We start from the raw sequence: 25030 nt of genomic DNA on the forward strand, positions 1-25030 counted from the left end.
ATGGCACGTTTGAGACATGCCAATTGGCTCGGAGATTGTCCGCTTATCGGGGCAGACCAGAAGTAGACGGCCGAGTCCGGCCGTGCGTTGCAAGAAGATTTCGTCGAATTGGCGGCGGCGGTCTTGCATCAATGCTATCCGGCCTCTGATTGGAGCGCGTTGTGCTCCGGGCCATCATGGATATCAGCGCGCGTGCGTTCTCATTAACGGACAGGCCTCGATTGGGCCATTTGGGTCACCAGTGTTCGCACGCGCTCGGAAGACCGAACCTCCATCTCGTCTCATCCTCTCGCAGACCTCGGCTGGAAACTGTTGATAGGGTTACGTCATCGCTTGCTCCTCATGTCGCGCAGTTCCTTTGTTCGAGCCAAGGGCCGTTCCTTCGTCCCGGCCCGCAGAACGTCGATCGCGTCGCGCGCAGGGGCGGTCAAGGCCGGCCGTCGCGCTTGGCTTGCGGCGGGCGCCGGCGTTGCCAGGCTGCGCCTTGACCGCGCCGAGCACGGCGCGAGGATCAAGCGGGTCGGACGCCTGCATCGTCGGTCCTCGTCAGCTCGAAGGCGCGTCCTTTGGCCAGCACCGCCCAGGCGATCCGGGCAAGCTTGTTGGCGAGCGCGATCGCGAGCACGTTGTGGTGCAACCGCCTCTTGGCGGCTTCGATCCAGGATTTGAGCCCGTAACGTTCCCAGTCCTTTATCCTGACCAGCACAACCCATGCCGCCTGCACGAACAGAACGCGCAGGTAGCGATTGCCGCGCCTGGAGATTTTGCCGAGGATCGTGCGGTCTCCCGTCGAGATCTGCTTGGGCACCAGTCCGAGCCAGGCGCCGAAGTCGCGGCCTTTGGAGAATACGTCTCCAGTGCCGATCGCGGCCACCATGGCGCTCGAAATGATCGGCCCGATGCCGGGCACCGTCATCAGGCGCGAACATGCCTGATCCTGACGGGCCAGGGCTTCGATCTCGCCGGATAAGCCATCGATGCGCTGATCCAGCCGGCGCCAGTCGCCTGCCAACTCCTCGATGATACGCAACATGCGGGGCGACAGGGCATCGGTGCGCGTCGCAAGGATGGTGGGCAGTTCCGTGCGCAGGAAGCCGATCCCCTGGCGCGCGGCGATCCCGCGTTCCAGCATGAAGGCGCGAATCTGGTTGATGATGCCGGTGCGTTGCGAGACCAGCCGCTCGCGCACCCGATGCAGTGCCTGCAGATCCAGTTGCTCCGCGGTCTTGGTCGCCACGAACTTCATCGTCGGGCGCTGCACGGCTTCGGCAATCGCTTCGGCATCATTGAAGTCGTTCTTCTGTCCCTTGCTATAGGGGCGGACATATTTGGCCGGCATCAACCTGGCGTCGTGGCCAAGCGATGCGAGTTTGCGGCTCAGGTGATGGGCGCCGACGCAGGCTTCCATGCCGATCAGGCAGGGCGGCATATTGGCGAGCCGCGCTTCCACTTGGCCACGCGACCACTTTTGCCGCAGCACGATGGCGCCGCGCGCATCGTGGCCCACGACGTGGAACGCGTTCTTGCCGATATCGATGCCGATCACGGCGATCGCGGTATTGGGTATCTGAGACATGGCGTGCTCCTTGTCTTTGGCGCCCCTTGCCAGCTTCGCTTGCTGGCGGGGCAGGAGCACGGCCGGACCATCCCATTACCGGCCATCGAACCCCTGAGGCAACATGGGAGATACTTCCTGAAAATCGGGGCGTTTCTGTTGCTTGCTAATCACCCTTTGGTCCTGCCGTGATCTAGCGGCAGGAGAGGGCACCAAACGTCGCCATGCAGCCAGCACGTATCCTCTTCGGGTGATGGTCGCGACGCAGCGATTTGACCCCAGCGCCTCGATCACGCGCGATAGCCTGCTCAAGACGGCCGCTCACTTCAGGATCGCGCGCGCCGTTGAATTCATAAAAGGCAGCCCGACATAAGAACCGCGGCTGAATTCATCGCCGTTGTCCCGAGTAACATGCCGCCGGAACCGCATGCTACCAGCAGGGGCGTTGTGCCGACATTTTGCGACGTGTCTCGACACACATTGATGCTCGTCGATTTAACAAAGACTATCCGATCAGTGCGACATCAATGTCGGTTTGGTCATCGACGCGAGCATACCACGTGTCGTCCCGCCAAGAATAAATTCCCGCAGCCGGGAATGCCCGTACCCGCCCATGACAATGAGATCGGGATATGTATCGGCTGCATATGACAGGATTGCATTTGAAACATCGATCTTGCCGACGGGAATACGCTCAATCGTGACGTTTACTCCGTGACGGGTCAGATGGGTCGCGATATCCGCACCCGGAAGGTCTGCGCTTTTGGTGCTCTGAATGTCCGCAATAACAATACTCGCCTTGCCGGAGCGGGTAAGAAACGGCATGGCATCGGCGACCGCTCGCGCGGCTGCCCGGCTGCCATCCCAGCACACCATGACATGATCGAGTTTGAGGCGATCCTTCTGAATAAAAGGAACGATGAGCACCGGTCTTCCGGATTCGAACAGCGCCGCCTCAATGACGCTATTCGTGGTCGGATGATCCCTGTCCCCCTCAAATTGGCCAAGGACGGAAAGATCGAATCGTCTTGCGATGTGCGCAAAGTGGGTTGGTACGTCGCCAATGCCAGCTTCAATCCTGCGCGTTTCGGCTGAGACGCCGGCGCGACGCGTCGCCTCGCCAAACGCAGCGGGCACGGACTCTGCGTGTTCTTGAGCTTCTGCTTGCTGGGCTCGAATAAAGTTAGCCGGCAAGCGAACGCCACTGGCCATTACCGGGTAGGCAAAGGCGGTCCCCACGATGTGTGCGCCGAATGTTTCCGCAACCGATAAGGCGTAATCGGAGACGCCATCTTGCGATGTTCCGTAAGACAGGTTGACAAGAATATCTTTGATCATGTCTGCCTCTAGTTAGGTGATCGCGTATCTACACTGATTTCCTGCGCCCATCTTTATCCCGGCTGGCGCACCATTCCCGTGTCCCGGGAGCTGCGTGCCGATTCGAGTAAAGAGGCAAACGGGTCCACGCTGCGCGCTCTCGAGACACTCCTCATCCGGCCGTCACCAGATGACGGTCAGGTGCAATCGGTCTCTTACGAAACGAGCCTTAAGCCTTCAGGTCCGTGATCCGCATGATCGCGACCGCATTCCCATCGTTGTGCGCCTGCTCCTTTGTGTCCTTGTTGCAGGTCCAGACAAAGTTCTTCTTGGCCGTAAAGGTCTTTCCCTCCTGCTCGATCCGAAGCTCCCCCTCGGGGATATGGCAGATCATGGCATTCATCATTGGGGGACCCATAGTCTTCGATCCCGGCTGCATAATGACATCGCGCATTGAGACGGTCTTAAAACCGGGGATGATGGATGGTGTCTCGCCATCGTAAGCGCGCACCACGACACCTGGCCACGGCGTGGTGTCCTTGTAGCCCGTGGTTTGAGCAGCGGCTGGCTTCATCATGGCCGCCGAAGCCGCTGCCAACCCGATTCCCAATGCTGACCTTCGATCGATCTCGTTCATCGCTTTTCTCCTGAGGTCATGAAACGAGCCGCCGCAGAAGCGGCGCGCGCATTTCGTGGAATGTGAATGGAGGTGCGAACCGAAAAAAGCGTCGGTCTGTGCCTGCCGATGGCATCAGTGCTGCTCGTTCGCCCCGGACGGCGATTTCGGCTGTCCCGTTTTAAGGGCAACTATATTATACGCGACCTGACGCGCCTGAGAAACAGCACCCATCTGCGACATTGGGCAGCACTCAAGAAAGTGCACGATCTCACTTGATCGGCGGAATGGTTCGCCCAAGGCGGCGATGTCCTGAGCCTACGCGCTTATGTTCAACTGCCGCAGCACGTCAGCGATGAGTTGCTTCACGTCCTGATGGCCGCCGTTGTTGAAAGTGATGCGCGTGCCTTGTCCGTCGGGCAGTGGTGTGGCGGTCACGATCCTATCCGTGTTGATGACGATGGGCTGATCGTCCGGTTGCGTGAACTGCACGAATGCCATGAAAGATCGATCCTGCCTGTTGGGCGCGCGAGCCGCGTCTGCGACGCGCGGGCGTCAAGGTCAAGCCTGTGTACCGAAAACGTAAAGGCGAGGCGCTTCAAATGGCTTGCCGCGTTTGTGCCCGCTCCACCCGACGCGCCGCCTCGCTTCCCGGTGAGGGCAGCACTCATCTACGCGGTTGCGGAATGACCGCTGTTGGCACGAAACGGACATGCCGGGTTGGCCGGACGATGTCTGCTCTTGAGGGTAGAACGGACATGCCGTTCTGCGGGGCCACTTCCGTTTTTGACCCGGTCCGGACATTTCGGCCAATGAACCGCCATGTCTCTAAATTGGTCCAAGGTCACGATACGTTTCAAAGGGCGCGGAGGTGCTGGCCTGTTTCAGACCTTGGTGACCTAGTTTGAAAACAGCGGTGGCCGGTTTTGATCTATAATATGCCGCAGCAGGAAAGCCGGATGTCAAAAGAATCTCGCATTAACTATCAACTTCTGAAGGGCATAGTGCGCTATGTGCTTCTGACCATAAGCTTCCCGCTCACGATAGGGATCGGTGCCTTTTACTTGCTCGCTAGCGTCGTTCTCAGCGGTGCATCTAACAGAATGTCAGCCTTCTTAGCCCTAATGTACTGCTTGGGATTTTTTGTATTCTCCATAGTCAACAGCATAGCTCCTCAACCCAACTGGGCTCAAGCGACCGGGTTAGTGGGCTTGCTTGGGATTTTCGTGCTGATGCTTATGCAGTGAAATGCTGTGGCGCTTCGGTATTGAGTTTGCACTGCTCTAAGGCCGTCGCGTTGGCGGCCTCTTTCATTTTGTTGACGCGAATTCCACGTCTCCTGTTGGCACTTTTCGCACTTGGCGCGATGTCCGACTTAGGTCCGCAATGTGGTCAAGAGCGGACCTCACCAAGGTGCCGGTCTATCGCGAGCGCAGCCCGCTGAGCGGCGCATAGTCGGCCTGCTGCTTGGGCGTCTTGACCAATGCGCCTACGCATGGGCGACCCGTCGTGGCGGCCAGGATCGGAAAGCGGCCGCGCAGAGCGGAAAACCGCTCCTCGTCATCGCCGAGGATGTGGAGGGCGAAGCCCTTGCGACGCTTGTCGTCAACAAACTGCGCGGCAGCCTGAAGGTCGCTGCTGTCAAGGCGCCCGGTTTCGGCGACCGGCGCAAGGCGATCCTCCAAGACATCGCAATAGTAACTGGTGGCACGGTTGTCTCCGAAGACCTCGGCATCAAGCTCGAGCATGTGACGCTCAACATGCTCGGCCGTGCCAAGAAGGTGTTGATCGAGAAGGAGAACACCACGATCGTCGGCGGCGCCGGCAAGAGGGCCGACATTGGGGCTCGGATTGCCGAGATCAGGATGCAAATCGAGGAGACCACATCTGACTACGATCGTGAGAAGCTCCAGGAGCGGCTCGCCAAGCTTGCCGGCGGGGTCGCGGTGATCCGCGTCGGCGGGGCCACCGAGATCGAGGTCAGGGAGCGGAAGGATCGCGTCGATGACGCAATGCATGCGACACGTGCGGCGGTCGAAGAAGGCTTTTTGCCCGGCGGTGGAGTTGCGCTGTTACGTGCGGTCAAGGCGCTGGGGAAACTCAAAGGCGGAAACGAGGATCAGCGACACGGGGTCGAGACCGTTAGGAAGGCCCTGGGTTGGCCGGCCCGCCAGATCGCCATCAATGCCGGCGCGGACGGCTCGGTTGTGATCAGCAAGATACTAGATCAGGAGACTTACGCTTACGGCTTCGACGCCCAGACCGGCGAATTCGGCAATCTAGTGACCAAGGGCATTATCGACCCGACCAAGGTGGTTCGAACGGCCTTGCAGGATGCCGCGTCAATCGCGGGCCTGCTGATCACGACGGAGGCAATGGTCGCAGAGCGGCCGACTAAGAACACCGCGCCGCTTGGCCACCCGCACCCGCCCCATGGGGCCGACATCGACTTTTGAGTGGCGCTGCGTTGCACAACCGACACAAGTCAAGGAGCGGTCCGTCAACACTGATCGGCAAGTCACGTCAGCGCACTAACTTCGCCTTGTGAGCACGCCCGGACGTGGGATAGTGTCTTATCCTGGTTGGTAGTCCACGTCGGCACGAGGAGGTTGGCGTGGTGGAAGAAACCAATATGGCAAACTTCACGCGTCGTGCTGTATTGACGGCCGCCGCTGCGGCGGGGGGCGGACTGGCGGGCGGTGTCTTCATTTCGCCGCTGGACGCGAGTGACAGCGACGATGATGTTGCGGTCATCAAGCAACTCACTGGAAAGACTCCAGTGGAATCGGATCGCGTTCACCTTGTGATGCCGAGGACGTTCCCAAACGGCTATACGGTACCTCTCTCTTTCGAGATCGATAGCCCAATGACTGAAGCGGACCACGTGCGTAATGTCCGCGTGTTCGCGCCGCGCAATCCGCTCATTGAGGTTGCTCGCTTTTACTTTGTGCCGCGGCGCAGCGAGCCGAGAGTGTCAACACGGATCCGCCTGGCTGGACCGCAAGACGTCCTGGCGGTGGCGGAAATGAACGACGGTGCACTCCTGATGACCAAGACCTGGGTCGAGGTGGCTACCAACGGCTGCGCCTGAGATCTCCCGGAGGGAGGCAAGAATGTTCACCCCGACACCACGCGTGCAAGTACCAAGCGTTGCGGCAAAGGGCGAAACCTTTCAGGTCAAAGCCCTGATCAGCCATCAAATGGAAACAGGGCTGCGTCGTGACCCCAAGGGCGACGTGATCCCGCGCAAGATCATCAACAAGTTTGCCTGTCGCTACAATGATATTGTCGTCTTCGGCGTCGATCTGCACGAGGCTATGGCGGCCAACCCCTACGTTGAGTTCTATCTGCGTGCGACTGAAAGCGGCCGGCTGGAGTTCATCTGGGAGGAGGATGGCGGCCACACCTACGCATTGACCCACCAACTGGCGGTCGGCTGATGCCGGGCGGCTCGACCGCTGTCTCGGCGACCGCGGGGCACCGCCAAAGTGCGTTGAGCCTCCATCAGATCGTTGCGCTCTTGATGGTCGCGAGCTTGGTTGTCTCCGTTGCGAAGCGCAGCTTTGCCGCAGACAATCATCAGAGCGCGCAACTGGCAGCGACGTGCGCAGCCTGTCATCGCCTCGACGGCCATGACAGGGGTATCCCGTCGATTGTCGGACTCAGCGAGGAACAGTTTGTTACCGTCATGAGGGCCTTCAAGTCCGGCGAGCGTTCCGGTCCGATCATGCGCACAATGGCGCGCTCCCTCAGCAACGAAGAAATCGCGACCCTGGCGCGCTATTTCGCGGCACGGGGAAAGGAGACCCAGCGGCGATGAAATGTTGGTCACGTCGCCAACTTGGTTGTTTGGCCGGAGCCATGTGCATAGCCGCGCTCCGACCGCAAGCCGCGCGAGGCCAGGCCAAGGCGCGGGTCGTTGTGATCGGCGGCGGCGCCGGCGGTGCGACCGCCGCTAAGTATCTATCCCTGGGCTCCGAAATGCTCGATGTGACACTGGTCGAGCCGAAAGCGCGGTACACGACCTGCTTCTTCAGCAACCTCTATCTTGCCGGGCTTCGCTCGCTGGAATCGCTCACGCATGGCTATGAGACGCTTGCGCAGAAATACGGCGTCCGCGTCATTCATGATTCCGTGACGGCGATCGATCCACTTGCCAAGAACATGAGCCTCGAAGGCGGCGCGAAGCTGTCGTACGACCGCGTCGTCCTTGCCCCGGGTATTGGCTTCAAGGCTGGCGCCATCGAGGGCTATGACGACGCCGCGATGCAGATCATGCCGCACGCCTGGACCGCCGGGCCACAAACCGAGCTTCTACGACAGCAACTCGAAAGCATGGCGGACGGCGGCGTATTCGTGCTCGTCGCCCCGCCGGACCCGTTCCGCTGCCCTCCTGGTCCCTACGAGCGCGCGTCCCTGATTGCCTACTATTTCAAGCAGTACAAGCCGCGGGCGAAAATCCTGATCCTCGACGCGAAAGACAGTTTCTTCGCGCAGGACGTGTTCGAAGATGGTTGGAACCGCCACTATCCGGGAATGATCGAGTGGCTGCCGGGGCAATTCACGGGCGGAATCAAGGCTGTTGACGTGAAGGGTCGATTGATCAAGACGGCCGGGGACACGTTCAAGGCCAATGTCGCCAATGTTATCCCGGCACAGGAAGCGGGCCGGCTCGCGCAGCAGGCGCGCCTCGTGGATCAGTCGGGATGGTGTCCCATAGATCCGATGACGTTCGAATCGAAGCTGCAGTCTGGCATCCATGTCATCGGTGATGCCGCGAAGGCCGGCAATATGGCGAAATCGGCTTTTGCGTCGAACAGCCAAGCCAAGGTCTGCGCCTTCGCAATCCTGGCGGCACTCACCGGATCCGAGCGGTTCGCGCCCCACTTGTTCAATACGTGCTACACTCTTCTTGCTGCCGACGACGCGGTGACGAGCGCCATCAGCTACAACGCCGACCCCGAGACAATCAAGGTCAACGACTTCTTTTTCAGCAAGGTCGGTGACAATGTCGAGACACGCCGCGAGGCCGTGCGTGAGGCAGACGGCTGGTACGCAGCATTCACCCACGACATCTTCGGCTGAAGCCGTCGTTCAACCCTGCTGGATTGCCGACGAGGGCAACACTGGGAAAGTATCGGGCGCGGATTGCGCTTCGGCGCCTCCAGAGGACGTCGTCCAGACGGGATCGGGAATCCTTTCCAGGCGGAGTGAATTCAGCACCACGAGAACGCTGGAGCCGGCCATCACCGCAGCCGCAAGGACTGGCTGCAGCAGGCCAAGCACGGCAAGGGTCAGCGCAATCAGGTTGTACCCAAACGCCCATAGCAGGTTGGTGAGGATGGTCTTGCGAGCCGCGCGTGCCACATCGATGACCCACGGCAGCATCCACAACCCATCCCGAGGCAAGACCACGGCGGCTGTTTCGCGAGCGAGATCGGTCGCGGAACCGACGGCGATTCCGACATCCGCTTCGGCGAGCACCGGCCCGTCGTTGAGGCCGTCGCCGACCATCGCAACCACACCGTACCTTTGGCGCAGTCGGCGCAGAGCAGCCCGCTTGACCTCGGGGGACAGGCCAGATTGCGCATCCTCTATCCCGGCCGCGACCGCAACTCGCTGCGTCGCACGCGCTAGATCCCCGCTGAGCAGCATCACGTGCAACCCCCGGCTCCGTAGCGCTTCGACCGTCGATCGCGCCTCGGGAAGCGCCGCATCATCGAGCGCAAGCGCGGCACGCACATGCTCGCCCCATCCGACATAGATCACGGAATAACCATCGGCTTCCAGCGACCGTCCACGTTCGCCGAGAGCTGGTGCGACCGACCAGCCAAGTTCGCTCATTAGTGCTCGATTGCCGGCCACCACGGCTTCTCCATCTGCATTCCCTCGGATGCCGCGGCCGGGCAGGGTCTGGACGTCGCCCGCAACCACCGGGTCGAGGCCACGCACCGCCGCCGCCGCTGTGATGGCGTGGCCGAAGCCATGTTCTGAATGGCGTTCCAGCCCGGCAGCCCGCGCGAGCACCTCATCGGCCACCACGTCGGTGGTCTCGATCCTCACAACGCGCGCTCTGCCCGACGTGAGCGTGCCCGTTTTGTCGAAAGCAAGCAGCCGTGCGCGCGCAAGTTCTTCGAGCGCGCCAGGCTCGCGGACCAGACAGCCTCGCCGCGCCAGCCGCCCGATGCCGAGCGAGGTTGCAAGCGGAGCGGCAAGGCCTACTGCACACGGGCAGGCAATCACGAGCACGGAGAGACCGATGAGCAATGCCCGATCGAACGGCAGCCACTGCGCCCAGCAGAGCGCCGTCAGCACGCCGAGGGACAAAACCAGAGGGACGAAGATGCCGACGATGCGGTCGGCAAGGCGTTGGGTCGGACTGCGCTGGGTCAGCGCGTCTCGCACCGATCGACAGATCTGGGCCCATCGGGTGTCCGTTCCGGTACGGGTGCTCCGGATCAAGAGCGGACCATCCATATTGATACTGCCGGCGATAACAGGGGAGCCGACGCCTTTCGGCACCGGGCGGCTTTCTCCCGTTATCACAGCTTCGTCAGCGTGGGATTCGCCCTCCATCACCGTGCCATCGAGGGGAATGCGTTCCCCTGGCCGCACCTGGACCAGCGTGCCGACGCTAACCTCCCGCACCGGACGGCGCGTCTCCACGCTCCCATCAACCACTGTCGCGCATTCGCTCTCCGCGGCCAGCAACGGTTCAAGGTTGCGGGCGGCCCGAGCGCGGCCAGCCGCCTCGAGATAGCGGCCTACGGTGAACAGCATTAGCACCATGCTGGCGGTATCGAAGTAGACGTGCGGGCCGCGCTCGACGACGGCAAATGCCGAATAGAGATAGGCGGCACCGACGCCGAGCACGATGAGCGCAGACGACGTCACTCGCCCGTCACGGGCGTCACGCCAAGTCTCAGCAAAGAATGGTCCGCCGAGAATGATCAAGGCCGGCGTGGCGAACACCCAGAGAAGTAGGTGAATCCAAGGAAGCAGCCTCGCATCGACACCTGTGAACGCCCCTGCATATAAGAGCAGGCTGAACAGCATGATGTTCATGGAGAGAAAACCGCCCACGCCGAGCCTGATCAGGAGCCAAGCCGCTTCCCATTCCTCGCTCTTGCCGTTCTTCACCTGAAACGCGATGCAGCAGCCATAGCAGCAGAATGCATGGCTCTCGCCGTTCACTGTGCGCTGCATCGCTCGTGCGCCGACGGGAAGCAGACAATGGCTGCACAGGATGCCGCCGCGTTCGCTCATGCGGGATATCCTCCCGGCCAGCCATGTGCCATGTGAGTAGCGAAGGGCAGGATGCCGCGGCCAAGGGTGAAAAAGCCGAGAAGCAGTATGCAACTGCCGGCCAGCCACACGCCGCGCTGCCGCCATGCTGGCGCAAGAAACTGGCCGACGGCGCCCATCATCAGCATGGCCGGGAAGGTCCCAAGCCCGAATGACGCCATGGTGAGAAAACCTGGAAGCGCCCCGGCGGTGCTCGCCGCCTCAGCAAGGAAGGCATAGACCAGCGGACACGGCAGGAAGCCGTTGAACACGCCGAATGCCAGCGGTGCCGCGTGCCCATGCGCGGTCAGCAGGCTGCGCAGCGACGAGGCGAGCGTGCTGCTACCGAAGCCAATCGCGAGGCGATGCAAGCGCGGCAGCAGGCCGAAGAACTGCAGTGCCATCGCGATCATGAGCATTCCGGCAACAATTGCCAAGGCTCGCTGGGCAGCGTCGAGGCTGCCACTCAACATCGGGACGGCCGTTCCTTGAGGCGTGCATATCACCTGACCGAGAGCGCCCGCGAGTCCGCCGAGGAAGCAATAAGTGGTCAATCGTCCTAGATTGTAGAGAACATGGCGCAGCGCGGTTGCCGCCTGGCCGTGCGGGTCGTGGCCCAGCGCGCAGGCAAAACCGCCGCACATCCCGACACAGTGAAAGCTGCCGGCGAAGCCTGCGGCGAAGAGCATGAGATAGTAGACCACGGCAGATGTCCCGCAAATCACCCGGCCGCATTGCGCCGAGCGCGCTGCTCTGCAGCAGCTATTTCATACGAACGAGGTAAGCGACCCAGGCAAAGAAACCAATCGTGAAGACCGCAAAGCCGATGAACGCCACGACCTGTTCCGGACTCGCTTCAGCCAGCGAGAAGATTGGATCGGCCAGCATGATCTTTTCCCTTCAGCCGAAATAGACCCGGACAACATTCATGGTGAGTTCGGAAAGCAAGAAAATCAGATTCAAGGCCGCGATCGCGAGGATGATGATTGCAATCAGCCGCGGCGGCAGGCTCCTCGTCATCGCCATCTCCCGCTTATCCCGGCCTTCCCGGACCCAGCCCGCCCCAATAATTTACCAGGTAATAGAGCCCCCAGATGAATAGCACGGCATAGACGACCAGCAGCCAAATCGGGATACGCCCGACTCGCGCCTGGATGTAGCCACCGGCATATTCCTCCATCTCATGGGCTGAACTGTCACTCGCCGGCTCGTTCGACCGGTTCGTCGGTTCGGTCATTTTCCATCTCCTTGCGATAGAACCTTAGAGCCGCGTCGTCCGCTCCACTGAAGGCGCCCGAGAGGACGCCCCAAATGAAGATGCAGAGCGCACCGATGCTCATCAGCAACGCGACCAGGTAAGGTCCTATGATCTCGAAATCCGTCACGGGTCAGTCTTTCTTCAATGGGTTGGCAGTTCCGCTTGCCGACAAGCGCTCCGGGCTGCCGGTTGCTGCACCCGACACCTCGGCGCGCTGCGTACGGCCGCCACCCGGAACGTAGGCATCTTCCGGTGTTGCAGCTTCCAACTTGGGATCGTTGAGCGCGGCGCGATCCGCGGGCGAAATAGACAGCGGCTGAAGGGTGAGCGGGTCCTTGAAGGCGGACAGCGAAACAACATAGTAGGCAAGAGCCCAGCGGTCCTCCTCCGACAGCGAGTCACGGTACGAAGGCATGGGCGTTCCGCTCAAGCCGGTGCTCATCGTCCTGAAGATATCCTCCACGGCCGGCCCCGATTTGAACTGGCCGCTGGTGAGATCCGCGGGCGGCGCCGGGAAGTTGAGATCATCTTTCAGCCCCGGGGCCTTCTCACCATCGCCCTTGCCGGTATTGCCGTGGCACTCCCAGCACTTGGCGCTTTGCCACACCTCCTTGCCATGAGCGAGCAGCTGTTGGGACGGCGCAGGCGGCCTTCCAATGTACAGTGGTGCGCCCGGCGGCTCCTCGGTGAAGAAGGCATAGGGTGCTGCGGGGTCAGAGCGGTCGACCGCAAGCTCATATTTGATGTATTGGATGACAGCGAGCCGATCCGTGAGTGGCAACTCATACCACGCCGGCATCGCCGTGCCGCGCACGCCGCGCGTGATGGTTCGCAGCAAGTCGCCGTCGGTGGGGATCGGTTTCTGGGTCAGACGAAACTTGAAGACCGCCGCATTGAGGTTTCGCGGCCGCTGCTTGAACAGGAAGGTTGCAGCGGGTCCGTTGCCGTCGCCCTTGACGCCGTGGCACCCGATACATCGCCGCTCGTAGACTTCCTTGCCGTACGAGATCCATTCGCGCGAGCGGGGGAGGGTGGCCTCCGTGACCGCCAGCTGCTGCGGCTCGAACATGTCGCGCCACTTGCCGCGATTCATGCCGAGCTTCTGGACATATGCAATGAGACCCTCGAGCTCTTCCGTCTCGGCGGCAATCTTGACCGTGTCGCCCGTGTACTCCTTGTTTGGCGTCCAGATGAGCGGAAACTTGCCGCGCGCTTGCATCGGAACAAACAACAGCCCGTCCGCGTTCGGCGTGAGCTTGATCTGCTCCTTGCTTGCGAAGTCGAACAGTTTTGCGGTATCCGACGTCTTCTCAAGCGTGCGATTGCCGGCCCCATCGTCGACTATCTTCACTGCCTGGGGTGTATCAAATAGCTCCCGATAGGGCGCCATGATCGAGTCTGCCGTGAGCACGCGGGGATTCCAAAAATGAGCGAGATGCCACTCGTCGCCGTACTTGAGCCCGACCCGCGTCAGATCCGGTCCGATGCGTCGCGTGCCAAACAGGTGCGGAACATCGAAGGCGTATTCGCCCGCCTCGCTCACCGGGCCCCAGCGGCGCGTCTCGCCCGTCACCGGACGAACGTATTGGGAATGGCAATACCAGCAGCCTTCGCGCAGATACACGCGACGGCCGAGTTGCTCCACCGAGGTGTAGTCGGTGGCCTCGGTCAGCATCCATTTGAGCTGGCCCAATTCGGTGCGCACGACCGCGGTCACGTGAGTGGTCCGTGCTGTCGGTTCGACAAACGGCAATATCCCCTGGGTCACGACGGCCAGAAAGAAGAAGCCGATGCCGGCGACCAGGGCGACAAACCGCGCATTCATTCCGCCGATCCTCCTGCAGGCACCGGAGCCACGCCGGGTACTGGAACCGGTTCCCTCGCCTCGGCGGGCCGGGTCAACGCTGTCATCATCAGGTTGATCACCAACAGGGACATCCCGGTATCCATGCTGATGCCGGAGAGCGTGCGCACCAGCCAGTACGGCCTCATCCGCACCACCGTGTCGACCCACTCGGTGCCGTTCATCCACTCGAAGCCTTGCTGCAGACCTGCGGCGGTCAGGACGAGGCCCATCGTTGAGATGCCGACAGTGATCAGCCAGAATGCCCAATTACCGAGCGCAAAGGACCAAAGCTCGCGACCACACACCCGCGGCCAAACATAGACCAGGCCGCCCATCGCCCATACGACGAAAGTCCCGAACACGGTAAGGTGCGAATGCGAGATGACGAAGTCCGAGAAATGCGTCGGCTGTTGGATGGACCGTAAGGCTTCAACCGACCCCTGGAAGCAGCCGGCCAGATACATGAGCGAGCCCGTGATCAGGAACTTTGCCGGCAGATTCTTTCCAAAGCTATCCCACCGGCCCTTCACGGTGCCGAAGAAATTCACCAGCACGGTCCATACCGGAATGATCAACAGCATGGACGTGACGATCGCAAGCGTCTCAGCCCAGTCGGCGATCGGGCTGTAAAGATAGTGATGAATGCCGACGAACGGATAGAAGAGGGCCAGAGACCAGAAGCCAACCAATGAGAGCTTGTGAGCGTAGAGCGGATTGCGCACGCTGACCGGAAGGAAGTAGTAGATGAGCACATAGCCCGCAGGCGTGATCCAGAGGCCGACGATGTAATGGATGTAGAGGCCGTGGAATGCCGCGCTGTTTATCCCGGAAATCGTGTAGGGCAGGATGAAGCTTCCCAGAACCAGATTCATCGTCGTCCATATGAAGGCGGAGATCAGATACCAGAGCGCGACGTAGAGCTGCGGTTCGAGGCGCTGTGCGATGGTCACGATGAATTGCACAGTCGCGGCGGCTACTACGATGAGCATGGGAATTTCAGCGAAGAGCGGGAGCTCGCCGGCTTCAAGACCGTGGTTCGTCCCGAAAGGCAGCGATATCAGGCCGGCCAGGAGAGCGATGCTCCACACCCAGGCGAGGGGGACGCCCCACTGACTCCACGGCACGCGAACGCCGCACAAGCGCGGCACCAGATAATAGCACTCACCGATGAACAGCGTCGAAAACGCACCGAAAATGACGCCGTTGACGTGCACAGGACGGAGTCGACCAAAGGTCAGGCCCAAGGTAGGACCGAGATAGTCGGGATAATTGAAGAGACCGGACAGCGCCACGCCGATCGACGGCGTGACCATGAGCCAGAACATCCCAAGGTAAAGCCAAGTTCGAACAACGCGCCAATCGACCAGCTGATCAAGGTCGATACCGGTGAACCTGCCGTGTAATTGTAATGTTTCTGTCATGGCGCGCCCCTTGCCGTTATCGCGGCCTCACCCCGCGCGGCTCCTCAGGCATCACTGCGACATCGGTCGCTCCGAGGTGAATTCTCTCGCTTCCCGGCCACTCCCCATCCGGATTCGTTCGTCACGGGACCCGCTTCCGTGTGTCCGAGGACTAGTACTTACCCGGGACCAGCACCGAGCCGCTGTTCGACCAATAGATGTACGCCTCGAGCGCTTTCATCGCGTCCGAATCGGAATCGATCTTCTCGCCCTGGTTGGGTTTCTCGATACACCAGTTGATCATGTCGCGAAGCGTCGCGAATTTGTTCATGCTCGCCTGATACTTCGGGAACGCTTGCGGATGGGTGTCGGAGGCAAAGGGATGGCACATCGCGCAGGCCATTCCGGTGTTGGTGAGCACGACGTTCATCTGCTTCGCGGTCGCGACATCGCCGTGGAACAACAGGTCGCCTTTCTTGACCTGCTCCATGAAGGCGTCCTCGTAAGCTTTCAACTGTTGGGGTGTTACCGGGTCCTTGTTCGCATTGGCAGGGCCGACGAGAACCGCAATCGCAGCCAGCAGACCAACGAGCGAAGCAATGCAAAGAGTGAACAGCAATGTCGTTCTGGTTGTCATAGCTGTCCTCCCTAGTACGGCCAGATCTGGTCGGCGATCCGCGGCCGCAGGATCTCAGGCTGACTCAGCGAGGAGTCCGGCGGCGACTGAACAAAGACCTCCTTGCGGCCCCACATAATGTACTGGGTCTCGATCCGATCATTGTTCATGCTCAAGGTTTCCCAGCCAACGCCGTCGTAGAAATCGCCGGGGTCCGCGCGGATCATCGGCTTGGTGAGCTTGGGCACGCCCTCGGGGGCATAGGGCCAAGGCCAGGAGGTCGCCAGCATACCGATCGACCGCATGGTTCCGATCTCGTTGTAGAGCACCTGATGGACGTGACCATGGATATTGGTGACGTTGGTAAAGGGCTTGAGCACCTCATTGACTTCGCGCCAGTCGCGTACCCAAAAGTTCCAGGGCGGATAGTACTCGTAGAGCGGATTGTGGCTGAAGATGACGACCGGCCTGGCTTTATCCCAGTCGGCCAGCGTCTTCTGCACCCAATCGAGCTGGTCGCGGCCCACACCAGCCCACGGGCCGGCGACGCTGCCGTCGAGGGTTGCCATGTGGTCCATGCGCTCTTCGGGGCTCATCTTCCGCACCGTCCAGTAGTCCGGGCCGCGGGTGACCGTGTCGAGCCCGATAAAGCGCACCCCCTTGTGGTCGAAGGTCCAGTTGGGCTTGTCGAAGAGCTGCTTCCACTTCGCGCCCATGTCATAGTACCAGTCGTGCTCGCCCGGGATGAAGACTTTCCGAATCTTCACTTCGTTCAAGATCTCAACTCCGAGCTCAAGCTCGTTGGCTCTGCCGAGCTGGGCGAGGTCGCCGCCGAAGATCATGAAGTCGGCCGGCGGGTTCATGGCCTGGACTTCCCTCGCGGCACGCTGCACCTTTTCGACGAAGCGCGTGTTGACGGATTTCGGATAGAGGTGGGTGTCGGAAACCCACGCAAACTTGAAGGGCTGCTCGGCAGCGTAAGCGACGTCGATGGTGTTGAGCAGCGGCCACCATGCGAAAGTCTGAGCGACGGTAGCCGCGCCGGTCAAACACGATCTGTGGATGAAAGTGCGCCGGGTTATCCGGAGTGATCGATCGGGGTGTACCCCAGGCCGCTGGAGCACCGCGACCATCTCACGTCGTTCACGGTCAAGCTCTGACATGGAGCATCTCCTCGCGATGGATCGCCTATTTTTTGCGGATCTCTCAGGATGCTTTCTTGAACCTCGCAGATTTCTGGTACGTGCGACTTTTCGCCTCGGCCAAGTCGCCTACTGCTTCTTCAATTCGACGGTCAGATTCGTCGGTTTGCCTGCCGCGACAGTCACCGACTGCTGAAGGGGCCCAGTAAGTGATTGAATCGCTACCAGGTTGTAGGTGCCGGGCGGGACATCAGTGATCGTGAACTTGCCGTCGGCGCCGGTGATGGCGTAGTAGGGGTTGTCCACCACGTAGATCCAACCTTCCATCCAGCCATGTGCGTCGCAGTCGATGCGCACGGTCCCGGGCCGCGTCAGTTCCGTGGGAATTCGCTGTCCCTGGTTCGGCAACGCCATGTTGAAGGCCGTACGCTTCCCGTAATAGCCGTGGGTGTTGTGCAGCATCGGGTCGTCGTTGACGACGTCCAGCGGACCCGCACGGATCACCTGAACCTCAGGCTCGAAACGACATTTGTGATTGGTGAGCTCTGGCGTCTTGCCCTGTGCCGGCCAAGCTTTTCCCTTGGCCACCTCGACCAGGTACACGACCGCGTTCTGGACGCCCTTGTCGGTCCCGACCTCGATCAGCGGCTCCTCGCGGGGGCCACCACACACCTCGACATCCTTGTTCGGGATGATCTTGCGCGTCGGCACCACGTCGTTAAAGACGACCTTGCCGACGATCGTTCCGCCGCCCGTGACCGGGCCCGCTTCGTAGGCTTGCGCGGGTACGCCAATCATCCCTGCGAGGACAATCGCAACAAGACCAGTCGTCAGCGTGAGGAGTTTCTTCATGGTCATCCCCCTCATGCGAACCTTTCGCAGGGGAACCCAATCTGCGACTATCAATTAACCACAAATTGGATGATAGGGGAACTGGAAAATTGGCTGGCCAGCCGACGGACAAAGGTAGTCCGCAAGGCGGGCCGCTCTAGGCGGTGGGCGCTTTCGCATTGCGCACCGCGCATTGCGCAGGACGCAGTATAATGGAACGTTGGACTGGCCAAGGATGGCGAGAGTGAGCCGAGACAACACCAGACCGTGATGCCGAGCTTTGCACGGCAGCCGGCAGCAGGCGAGAGATCCCAAAGCGTTTTGGTGGCATTCCAGAGGCGCGCGATATGGGCTGTATGAATCGCTGGCATGGATTCATTCGTCATTCGATTATTGGTTTGCAGACCCTCTCCAATATCGTCTTCGCCATAGTCCTGATTATGGGCCAACTGTCGTGGGCCGCCACGTCGCCCGTGACGGTCGGCGGTCCATTCACGCTCACGGCGCCGGACGGCACGGCAGTGACCGATCAAACCTATCGCGGCAAATGGCTGCTGGTTTATTTCGGGTACACCTTCTGCCCCGACAGCTGCCCGATGACGCTGCACGAAATCGCCACCGCACTCGAGAAGCTCGGTACCGACGCCGCCAAGGTAGAGCCGCTCTTCATCACGATCGACCCGCAGCGCGACACGCGCGAAGTGCTGGAACGATACACCCAGTCGTTCGATCCGCGGATCGTCGGCCTCACCGGCAGTCCGCAGCAGATCGATGCGGTGAATCGGGAATATGGGGCATACTCGGCCCGTCACAAGACAGGGCCGGGTCCGGAAGATTATGTCTTGGACCACAGTACCTACCTCTACGTCATGGACCCCGGAGGAAAATTCGTCCGCGCTTTCGAGGCCGACACCTCAGGCGATCGGATAGCGGACGCTTTGCGCAAACTCCTGGCGCAGCCAGACGAATGAGACTCAAGGGAGCTTCGCAAGTTTGACCAGGACGTATGAACACCAAAGGCGGTTGCGAACATCACGAAGCCGCCAGGGATCAGGGAGTCGGAGTCGGGCTCATGAGCTACGACAGATTCTTCGCGGACGCGATCGCCCAATTGAGGGATGAGCGGCGTAACCGCGTGTTCGCGGATCTGGAGCGGATCGCCGGCCGGTTCCCGCACGCGATTTGGCACTCTGCGCAGGGCCCAGGCGACGTCGTGATCTGATGCTCCAACGACTATCTCGGCATGGGGCAAGACCCGAAGGTGCAATGGTCGAGACCGCGACCCGCATGGGCGCGGGGGCCGGCGGTACGCGCAATATTTCCGGGACCAATCACCCGCTGGTCGAGTTCGAGCAGGAGCTCGCCGACCTCCACGGCAAAGAGGCGACGGTGCGGAACTATAAAGGATGTCGATCGGCGTGGAGTCCCGACGCCGATCGGCCAGCTAAGCTATTGATCTACCGAGCGATGGAGGGGTCAATATTAGAGGCTTATTTACACTCTGTCATCCATTTGGCGCGCGCAAGGTGGCTCTCGAAGGCGCGTTGCGCACAGCCAGGCTCGTGCAACGGATCAATGTGCAGAACGATCCACGAGACCTCGCGCCAGTCGGCGCCTTCCGCATCGGCATCAAGCATACGAGGTAAGTGATTACGTGTTCTTCGTCGAATGCGGTGAGCGTTGGACCGGCAGGCGCGAGATCATGCGGATTGAGTTGCGGCTCTTTCATACGTGTTCTCGGTTTTTGGCGAAACGCGTCAGAAAGGACAGCTACTCCCAATGACACAGGGAACTCCCGTAAATGTATGCCGCAAACGCTGGCTGATCCTCGTATTCAACATGAGTACAAGGTGGAGATCGGTGCTAGGCAACCTGGGTGGAGAAGAGCACCTTTTGCTGCGTCATCACTTCCGCACGGCAAATGCATCGATACTGCCATTGCACTTAGTCTCTTCCCTTACTCGCTGCGCTATCATGTCGCGGCCCCCAGACCCACATTTCTCCGTTCGTACTATGAGGACTCAACGTTGAGCCGACGCACAGTTGGAATGCCAGAGGCCGATGAATTGAATGACTTAGCGCGGTTGCTAACGAGCTTATGGGAGGCCGCGCAACGGCTTCCCGAGGGATCAGAGCGGCAGGATGCGTTCAGACAGATCGGTAGCTTCCATAGGCGGGTGGCGGTAATAGTTACAGGCGCCCTCTAGGCTCTAAGGGATGTCGCGTCGGCTGTGCGGTGGCTACCGATCCAACTCGCGCCGGAAGATTGCGATTTGGAAGTTGGCGAACTTGATAAGACCGGCATTATGCCACTGGGTTTTCCATGCCACCGGAAATTGGGGGTTTGGTGCAATGCTTGGGCCGATGAGCCGATTTTGATTTGTCCGACGCACTGGAGGATCTGGCGCGCGCCAACAAGTTGGCAGGTTTGTAATCTGATTTTTGCGGATCGTACCGCGTGCATAAGCGTCGACCATCCTTGCTTCCGAGCGATCTATACCCGGAACGGCCACGAGGTCCCACAGGTTCGGGGCGCGCGCTTTTTTTGAAGAAGTGGAGCCACGTTATGAGGACAGCGCTTTGCTTCGCAATGTTGCTCATTCCCACGGTTGCGTTCGGTCAAGGCGCAACACCGGCAAAGCGACCGACGGTCGGCGCGAAGCCGCTCGTTCAGGCGAAGCCGAGGGCGCCCGTTGGTTGCAAGCTCGTCGGAACGGTCAAGGGAACGAAGCTTTGGGCGGGCGAATGCACGGCGGCGCCAGAGGTACGAACAGGTACGCCAGTCGAGGGGGAGTCGAGTCCGACGTCGGTCCCCGGCGCGGCGGGCGGGGCTACTCCGAAGGATCAGCAGTAACGCTGCAATTATGTGCAATCTCTATTCGATCATCACGAACCAAGAAGCTACCGATGCGCGGATCGCGGAAATCTGCTAACTTCGCTCCAAAGACATCAAGCAGATCGACGGCATTAGCAGTAGGGCATCCTTGACGAGATCGGTCGCCGCCGGTCCTAGACAAGGCCGTCGACCAAGGCCGGATTGCACATGGCGCTAAAGCAACTGGCCGATGCTTCAGGGGAGCACGGTGCGTACCATGAGCCAGTAAAGCCCGGCCGACAAGATCGCCGCTGAACAGAAGTAGACCACCGCCGGATGCCGTCCCTTGCGTGCCGCGGCCCGGTGACCGATCCGATCCGACCACAGCAGAAGTGGAAAGATGAGGGCCACAATCACGACCTGCCCAATCTCCACGCCGATGTTGAAAGCCGCGAGCGCGGGCACGGCCGCATTCGCTGGCAGCCCGATCTCCTGCAGCGCGCCGGCGAAGCCGAAGCCGTGAATGAGCCCGAAAACGAACGTCACCCGCCAGCGACCGTCCACATTGCGCGAGAAAAAGTTCTCGACCGCTACAAATATGATCGTCGCGGCGATCGCCGGTTCGACGATGGCACTTGGGAATACGACAGTCTGCAGCGCAGCAAGGGACAGCGTGATCGAGTGAGCAATCGTGAAGGCGGTGACGATCTTGATCACCGGCCACAAATGCTGCGCCCAAAGCACGATCGCGGCAAGGAATGCGATGTGATCGTAACCGAGAAAGATGTGCTCGATACCGGCCTGGACGAACCGCCCGACCACCTGGAGTGCCGACGACCCCGCACCGGACAGAGCGACCTCGGGCGCTCTGCTGTCGAGGGCAAGCTCGCGCTCGCCGCTCTCGGTTGCGATGATAGCCAGATGTCGTGCGGTAGGATCCACGTCGTGAAACAGGGTCGCGCGATAGCGCAGCTCGCCGCCATCCAATGGACAGGTCCATGCCACCGTCACCAGAACGTGGGTGTCGGCCGGCAGTGCCGTTCCTGGCCTAGGCGCGCATTGCTGCCTGCCGGCAAAGACTGCAACGTGGTCGCCAATGTAGGTGAGCACTGACGGCGCCATGACCGCCAGCGCCACACGGTTGACCTCGCCCGATCCCGCTTCGGTGATTCGAACCCCGGCCGACTTTTCGTAGTCGCGACCAAGGGCATTGATTTCCACTTCGACCGTGCGGCCGTGGACCACGATGCGCGAGGTGCTGACCCCGGCATTGTGCGCCTGCGCCTCCCAAGTGGCGATGGCAGCGACGGCAACGCTGGCCACGGCAAGCCAGGCGCGAGACGCTGTCGCGGCGGGACCGCTGTTGAGTCGAGCACGGCCTGGGCGCATCCGGAGGCTTTGTATAAAGCGCGTTCGGCGGAGTGCCCAGTTCATTGGCGTCGCTGGCGTTGGTCGCCAATCATTCGGCACCGCCCAGGCGTTTAATGATTACGCCGGCCGTCGCGGCACGAATGCTCTGGGGGTAGGCTTCTGAGAACGCCCCGAGCGCCGTCCGCGCCCTGCCGGCGTAAGCGCGCCTTTCCTTAGGCGGCGCAAGTTGTGAGGCCCGCGCAAGATCGATGGCGTGAATGAACGCTGCCTCCTCGGCGTCGTCCCCGCTCGCGATGGCCAAAGCCAACGCCTTGGCCTCGGCGATCTGGTGGTCAAGATCGTCCAACCCAATGCCGACAAGCTGAAAAGGATCGAGTACGAAGCTCTCGTAGAAGCCGGCTTTCAGGAGCTCGAACCGCGCGCGCAGCGAATAAGGTGCTTCGGGTGAGAGGCGAATGGCCTCCTCGAGCGGGGTTCTCGGCAGGCGGTAGCGCCCGATCGTATCGTCCAAGCGGGGCGTCAGTTCGCGCTGGACGAGAGCCTTCAGCAAAAGTTCGGCGTTAACTGTAAGCCGACCGCTGTGCGCCGCAAGATCGCGGTTGAGGATGTTGGTCGCCTCGACTAGAACCATACCGAGTGCAAATCGCGCCATGCCCTCAGGTCCTGGCCCGGCGGCCGTTTTGGCGAGCACGACCTCCTCGTCGGCAGCGGAGACGAGCCCGTTTGCCCGCTCGATGTCGATCATATCATGAGCGACCAGCGTGCGGGCGCCAAGAGTCGAAAAGAGGAGAACGAAAAGAACGAGCCTGGGCCCGGGACCCCGGAAGGCTGCGCATCGCGGGCTGGCGGCGGTTAGCGATTGCCCCGTGCGGGACGCGTTTTCCGTGGCCGAGTCATCAGTCATTGGGCATCTCTTCACCGGCGAAAAAGGCGTGCGATCCCCGGTGCGCCGGGACGACTCCGTCGGGAGCACCGGCGGGCGTGAGAAAAGCGTCTTTGTGTTCAGCCAGCGTCCTCGCGATCAGATAGGCGTGGCGTGCCATGAAACTCGGGCGGCACACGAGGGAGTGGCTCCCAAATGATACTATTATCCGCAACGGCGCGTCGTGGATATCGTCAAAGGGCGGCTTGCCGAGAAAGAGGGCCTCCGCACTTCGCGCCGCCATGATTGCGACGTCCTGTTGATCCGTGGCAATGAGTACGCCGACGCGCCGAGCATCCGCAGCGCGGACCAGCATGGCGCGCGAGTTCGGGAGAAATCGCATCAGTACGTCGACCGTCGCCGCCGCAAGAGCACTGCCGCTTTCATCATCGCGTTGGCCGACGATCAGCAGGTGGTAGCGCCGGTAGACCGGCCACATACGGTCCGGATTCAAGTCGGTAAACCGCGGCCCAATCAGCCGTTGCTGCCGATCAGGGCCCGCGACCGCAAACGTTCTGTGCCCGGCAAGAACAAGCGCCGCCGCATTCGCAACCGACGTGAGGATCGTGCGCCGCTTCATACTCGCCATGCTCCAAGGCAGCGGTGCGATGCCGAGCCTGCACCAACGATTGGCTCAGGCACCCGTCATTGCGGCTTGAACACGTCGCGGTTCAAGATCGCTGTGACACCCAGGTTCGGGACATCGACGAGTTGCGCGATGTGGAGATCGACGGCCACGCTCACCAGTACGTAAGCCTGCTCGCGGCTAAGACCCTTTGTCTTGACCAGAAAGTCGATCATGTTGAGCGTGGCGTTTCGCGCTGCCAAACTGACATCCTCCGAGAGGTTTGCCAGCGGAGCGATCTTCTGGCCACCAAGATAGGTGTCGAACACCGGCAATTCGCCCTCGGGCTTGAGCGGAAGCCCCGAGACAGCGTAGAAACTCCCCGGAGCGAGGCTCTTTAGCTGCGAGCCGCCTTCGAAGTGCATGGTCGTAAGCAGCGAAGCCATGCCCGGGATCACCTTGGCCTGGAGCGTCACCTTTGCGCCCATCTCAATGGCGGTGCCCGCCACCTCGCCGCCGCCCTGGGCGAAATGAACGTCACCAGCGAAAAGCCCACAGCCGTCGATAAAGCAAGGAAACAGCAGCGTGGTGCCGACCACCGTCTCCTTGGTGTCGAGATTGCCGCCGTTCTCCCGTGGTGGAACGGTGCGAACACACTTGTCCTTCGCCGTACCATTGGGACCGCAAAGATTCGCCGGCAGGGCATCAACCGGCTGAGGGGTCAACGCCGCGCCGCCCGCGTCAGCGAGCGCCTTCTCCCGTTTGAGCCACGTCTCAAGCTCGGGCTCGCCCGGCAAGACGCCGACCGTGCCCATGAACGCATTCATGGGAACGGAGATTCCCGGCAGATCCTTCGAACGCGCTTCGAGACGCGTCAGGTTCCAGTGCACGATGAAAGGATCGCGGAAGACATCACGCAAGAAGCCAAATCCTGGCACGATCGTAGTGTAACCGAAATCGTCGGGAGCGATGTCCACCACGGTAATGGCGAGTGCGTCGCCCCGTTTCGCCCCTTCAATGTAGACGGGCCCGGTCAGCGGATGCACGAGGTTGAGGTTGGTGGCCGCCACATCCTGCGCCGTCGAATCGAAGGTGAGGTCAGAATCGAGCGCATCGCGCGTCTCAAGTACAAAAAGCTGCCCAGGATTTACACGGGCGGCGGGCTTGATTGCGAAATGATACCGGTTGAAGCAGTGCGGATCGTCCTTGCAGTGCTTGCCAGACTTTCCCACGATCACCGGGGCGGGGCCCTTGACGTCACTGGTATCCGCCCACACCCCACCCCAACTCGCGACCAGGAGCAGGGTGACGATCGGCATCATCCAAACGGGTCTGGATTTCATTGGATGTCCTCCCTGTATGACCCGCTGCCCGCGCGTCTCCTTCCGGTCGGACCACCTGCGCGTTCTCGCGGAAAACGCCGCTCGCAATCCTATTAGGGGCACTAGGCAAGTCAAGTATGGCGAAAGGGTCAGCCGAATTGTCGGAATTT

Annotated in this window: 23 protein-coding genes and 3 pseudogenes; 8 read left to right on the top strand and 18 right to left on the bottom strand. The window is 61.0% G+C overall.

Annotation, left to right across the window (positions count from 1 at the left end):
- Positions 1 to 511 precede the first annotated feature (511 nt).
- The 4 genes from V1289_RS33760 to V1289_RS33775 form a co-directional block, all read right to left on the bottom strand.
- Positions 512 to 1576 (bottom strand): IS110 family transposase, encoded by a 1065-nt coding sequence (locus V1289_RS33760; protein ID WP_334402546.1) that lies wholly within the window; start codon positions 1574 to 1576, stop codon positions 512 to 514.
- A gap of 492 nt (positions 1577 to 2068) precedes the next feature.
- Positions 2069 to 2893: a universal stress protein gene (locus V1289_RS33765; RefSeq protein WP_334402548.1), complete on the bottom strand. Its 825-nt coding sequence runs from the start codon at positions 2891 to 2893 to the stop codon at positions 2069 to 2071.
- A gap of 208 nt (positions 2894 to 3101) precedes the next feature.
- The gene (locus tag V1289_RS33770; protein ID WP_334402550.1) at positions 3102 to 3509 is read right to left on the bottom strand and encodes a hypothetical protein; all 408 of its coding nucleotides are present in this window, start codon (positions 3507 to 3509) and stop codon (positions 3102 to 3104) included.
- 297 nt (positions 3510 to 3806) lie between these two features.
- Positions 3807 to 3989, bottom strand: coding sequence for a hypothetical protein (locus tag V1289_RS33775; protein WP_057855957.1), 183 nt, complete (start codon positions 3987 to 3989; stop codon positions 3807 to 3809).
- 458 nt (positions 3990 to 4447) lie between these two features.
- Here V1289_RS33775 and V1289_RS33780 point away from each other — a divergent pair, with 458 nt between their 5' ends.
- The 6 genes and pseudogenes from V1289_RS33780 (at position 4448) to V1289_RS33805 (ending at position 8573) form a co-directional block, all read left to right on the top strand.
- Positions 4448 to 4735 carry a hypothetical protein gene (locus V1289_RS33780; RefSeq protein ID WP_334402558.1) on the top strand — a complete coding sequence of 96 codons (288 nt, stop codon included), beginning with the start codon at positions 4448 to 4450 and terminating at the stop codon, positions 4733 to 4735.
- Between the two features lie 279 nt (positions 4736 to 5014).
- A pseudogene (gene groEL, locus V1289_RS33785) lies at positions 5015 to 5944 on the top strand (chaperonin GroEL); the annotation flags it as partial.
- Positions 5945 to 6102: 158 nt separating this feature from the next.
- Positions 6103 to 6579 (top strand): thiosulfate oxidation carrier protein SoxY, encoded by a 477-nt coding sequence (locus tag V1289_RS33790; RefSeq protein ID WP_334402560.1) that lies wholly within the window; start codon positions 6103 to 6105, stop codon positions 6577 to 6579.
- Positions 6580 to 6601: 22 nt separating this feature from the next.
- Positions 6602 to 6928, top strand: coding sequence for a thiosulfate oxidation carrier complex protein SoxZ (soxZ, locus tag V1289_RS33795; RefSeq protein WP_334402562.1), 327 nt, complete (start codon positions 6602 to 6604; stop codon positions 6926 to 6928).
- Positions 6928 to 7308, top strand: coding sequence for a c-type cytochrome (locus tag V1289_RS33800; protein ID WP_334402564.1), 381 nt, complete (start codon positions 6928 to 6930; stop codon positions 7306 to 7308). The genes soxZ and V1289_RS33800 overlap by 1 nt, the downstream gene beginning before the upstream one ends.
- Positions 7309 to 7349: 41 nt before the next feature.
- Positions 7350 to 8573 (top strand): FAD-dependent oxidoreductase, encoded by a 1224-nt coding sequence (locus V1289_RS33805; protein ID WP_334402567.1) that lies wholly within the window; start codon positions 7350 to 7352, stop codon positions 8571 to 8573.
- Between the two features lie 9 nt (positions 8574 to 8582).
- Here V1289_RS33805 and V1289_RS33810 read toward each other — a convergent pair whose 3' ends face one another.
- The 9 genes from V1289_RS33810 to V1289_RS33850 all read right to left on the bottom strand — a co-directional run bounded on the left by V1289_RS33810 (position 8583) and on the right by V1289_RS33850 (position 17886).
- On the bottom strand, positions 8583 to 10754 hold the full coding sequence (locus V1289_RS33810; protein ID WP_334402569.1) for a heavy metal translocating P-type ATPase: 2172 nt from the start codon (positions 10752 to 10754) through the stop codon (positions 8583 to 8585).
- Entirely contained in the window at positions 10751 to 11476 is a 726-nt protein-coding gene (locus tag V1289_RS33815; protein ID WP_334402570.1) for a sulfite exporter TauE/SafE family protein, read from the bottom strand. The genes V1289_RS33810 and V1289_RS33815 overlap by 4 nt, the downstream gene beginning before the upstream one ends.
- 58 nt (positions 11477 to 11534) lie before the next feature.
- Positions 11535 to 11660, bottom strand: a complete 126-nt coding sequence (locus V1289_RS33820; protein WP_334402571.1) for a hypothetical protein — start codon at positions 11658 to 11660, stop codon at positions 11535 to 11537.
- Between the two features lie 145 nt (positions 11661 to 11805).
- A complete protein-coding gene (locus V1289_RS33825; RefSeq protein WP_334402573.1) occupies positions 11806 to 12009 on the bottom strand; it encodes a hypothetical protein in 204 nt (67 codons plus the stop codon).
- Between the two features lie 151 nt (positions 12010 to 12160).
- A complete protein-coding gene (locus tag V1289_RS33830) occupies positions 12161 to 13723 on the bottom strand; it encodes a cbb3-type cytochrome c oxidase subunit II (protein WP_334402575.1) in 1563 nt (520 codons plus the stop codon).
- Between the two features lie 128 nt (positions 13724 to 13851).
- Positions 13852 to 15297, bottom strand: coding sequence for a cbb3-type cytochrome c oxidase subunit I (locus V1289_RS33835; RefSeq protein ID WP_334402576.1), 1446 nt, complete (start codon positions 15295 to 15297; stop codon positions 13852 to 13854).
- Positions 15298 to 15448: 151 nt separating this feature from the next.
- A complete protein-coding gene (locus V1289_RS33840; protein WP_334402578.1) occupies positions 15449 to 15913 on the bottom strand; it encodes a c-type cytochrome in 465 nt (154 codons plus the stop codon).
- A gap of 11 nt (positions 15914 to 15924) precedes the next feature.
- Entirely contained in the window at positions 15925 to 17055 is a 1131-nt protein-coding gene (locus tag V1289_RS33845) for a metallophosphoesterase family protein (protein WP_334402580.1), read from the bottom strand.
- A 108-nt stretch (positions 17056 to 17163) separates the two neighbouring features.
- On the bottom strand, positions 17164 to 17886 hold the full coding sequence (locus tag V1289_RS33850; RefSeq protein ID WP_442896101.1) for a carboxypeptidase regulatory-like domain-containing protein: 723 nt from the start codon (positions 17884 to 17886) through the stop codon (positions 17164 to 17166).
- Between the two features lie 335 nt (positions 17887 to 18221).
- Between V1289_RS33850 and V1289_RS33855 the strand changes: the two genes are divergently transcribed.
- Positions 18222 to 18836 (top strand): SCO family protein, encoded by a 615-nt coding sequence (locus V1289_RS33855; protein WP_334402582.1) that lies wholly within the window; start codon positions 18222 to 18224, stop codon positions 18834 to 18836.
- Between the two features lie 101 nt (positions 18837 to 18937).
- Positions 18938 to 19257, top strand: a pseudogene (locus V1289_RS33860) (aminotransferase class I/II-fold pyridoxal phosphate-dependent enzyme); the annotation flags it as partial.
- A 98-nt stretch (positions 19258 to 19355) separates the two neighbouring features.
- On the opposite strand, the pseudogene V1289_RS33865 reads toward V1289_RS33860, so the two are convergent.
- From V1289_RS33865 to V1289_RS33885, 5 genes and pseudogenes are all read right to left on the bottom strand, one after another.
- Positions 19356 to 19594: pseudogene (locus tag V1289_RS33865) on the bottom strand (DUF2285 domain-containing protein).
- 1341 nt (positions 19595 to 20935) lie between these two features.
- Complete coding sequence (locus V1289_RS33870) at positions 20936 to 22003, bottom strand: HupE/UreJ family protein (protein WP_334402584.1); 1068 nt, start codon at positions 22001 to 22003, stop codon at positions 20936 to 20938.
- A 136-nt stretch (positions 22004 to 22139) separates the two neighbouring features.
- On the bottom strand, positions 22140 to 22796 hold the full coding sequence (locus V1289_RS33875; protein ID WP_334402586.1) for a hypothetical protein: 657 nt from the start codon (positions 22794 to 22796) through the stop codon (positions 22140 to 22142).
- Between the two features lie 151 nt (positions 22797 to 22947).
- Positions 22948 to 23553 carry a hypothetical protein gene (locus V1289_RS33880; RefSeq protein WP_334402588.1) on the bottom strand — a complete coding sequence of 202 codons (606 nt, stop codon included), beginning with the start codon at positions 23551 to 23553 and terminating at the stop codon, positions 22948 to 22950.
- Positions 23554 to 23618: 65 nt separating this feature from the next.
- Entirely contained in the window at positions 23619 to 24860 is a 1242-nt protein-coding gene (locus tag V1289_RS33885) for an acetamidase/formamidase family protein (RefSeq protein ID WP_334402590.1), read from the bottom strand.
- Positions 24861 to 25030: the final 170 nt, after the last annotated feature.

The sequence above is a fragment of the Bradyrhizobium sp. AZCC 2289 genome (genome assembly GCF_036924615.1).
Taxonomy (GTDB): Bacteria; Pseudomonadota; Alphaproteobacteria; order Rhizobiales; family Xanthobacteraceae; genus Bradyrhizobium.

What these genes read in the sequence shown, in the direction of transcription:
- V1289_RS33880 (WP_334402588.1), bottom strand. Translation starts at nt 23,553, where the DNA reads ATGAAGCGGCGCACGATCCTCACGTCGGTTGCGAATGCGGCGGCGCTT.
- V1289_RS33760 (WP_334402546.1), bottom strand. Translation starts at nt 1,576, where the DNA reads ATGTCTCAGATACCCAATACCGCGATCGCCGTGATCGGCATCGATATC.
- V1289_RS33855 (WP_334402582.1), top strand. Translation starts at nt 18,222, where the DNA reads ATGAATCGCTGGCATGGATTCATTCGTCATTCGATTATTGGTTTGCAG.
- V1289_RS33850 (WP_442896101.1), bottom strand. Translation starts at nt 17,886, where the DNA reads ATGAAGAAACTCCTCACGCTGACGACTGGTCTTGTTGCGATTGTCCTC.
- soxZ (WP_334402562.1), top strand. Translation starts at nt 6,602, where the DNA reads ATGTTCACCCCGACACCACGCGTGCAAGTACCAAGCGTTGCGGCAAAG.
- V1289_RS33765 (WP_334402548.1), bottom strand. Translation starts at nt 2,893, where the DNA reads ATGATCAAAGATATTCTTGTCAACCTGTCTTACGGAACATCGCAAGAT.
- V1289_RS33875 (WP_334402586.1), bottom strand. Translation starts at nt 22,796, where the DNA reads ATGATCGACATCGAGCGGGCAAACGGGCTCGTCTCCGCTGCCGACGAG.
- V1289_RS33835 (WP_334402576.1), bottom strand. Translation starts at nt 15,297, where the DNA reads ATGACAGAAACATTACAATTACACGGCAGGTTCACCGGTATCGACCTT.
- V1289_RS33800 (WP_334402564.1), top strand. Translation starts at nt 6,928, where the DNA reads ATGCCGGGCGGCTCGACCGCTGTCTCGGCGACCGCGGGGCACCGCCAA.
- V1289_RS33820 (WP_334402571.1), bottom strand. Translation starts at nt 11,660, where the DNA reads ATGCTGGCCGATCCAATCTTCTCGCTGGCTGAAGCGAGTCCGGAACAG.
- V1289_RS33780 (WP_334402558.1), top strand. Translation starts at nt 4,448, where the DNA reads ATGTCAAAAGAATCTCGCATTAACTATCAACTTCTGAAGGGCATAGTG.
- V1289_RS33845 (WP_334402580.1), bottom strand. Translation starts at nt 17,055, where the DNA reads ATGTCAGAGCTTGACCGTGAACGACGTGAGATGGTCGCGGTGCTCCAG.
- V1289_RS33770 (WP_334402550.1), bottom strand. Translation starts at nt 3,509, where the DNA reads ATGAACGAGATCGATCGAAGGTCAGCATTGGGAATCGGGTTGGCAGCG.
- V1289_RS33885 (WP_334402590.1), bottom strand. Translation starts at nt 24,860, where the DNA reads ATGATGCCGATCGTCACCCTGCTCCTGGTCGCGAGTTGGGGTGGGGTG.
- V1289_RS33775 (WP_057855957.1), bottom strand. Translation starts at nt 3,989, where the DNA reads ATGGCATTCGTGCAGTTCACGCAACCGGACGATCAGCCCATCGTCATC.
- V1289_RS33805 (WP_334402567.1), top strand. Translation starts at nt 7,350, where the DNA reads ATGTGCATAGCCGCGCTCCGACCGCAAGCCGCGCGAGGCCAGGCCAAG.
- V1289_RS33825 (WP_334402573.1), bottom strand. Translation starts at nt 12,009, where the DNA reads ATGACCGAACCGACGAACCGGTCGAACGAGCCGGCGAGTGACAGTTCA.
- V1289_RS33810 (WP_334402569.1), bottom strand. Translation starts at nt 10,754, where the DNA reads ATGAGCGAACGCGGCGGCATCCTGTGCAGCCATTGTCTGCTTCCCGTC.
- V1289_RS33840 (WP_334402578.1), bottom strand. Translation starts at nt 15,913, where the DNA reads ATGACAACCAGAACGACATTGCTGTTCACTCTTTGCATTGCTTCGCTC.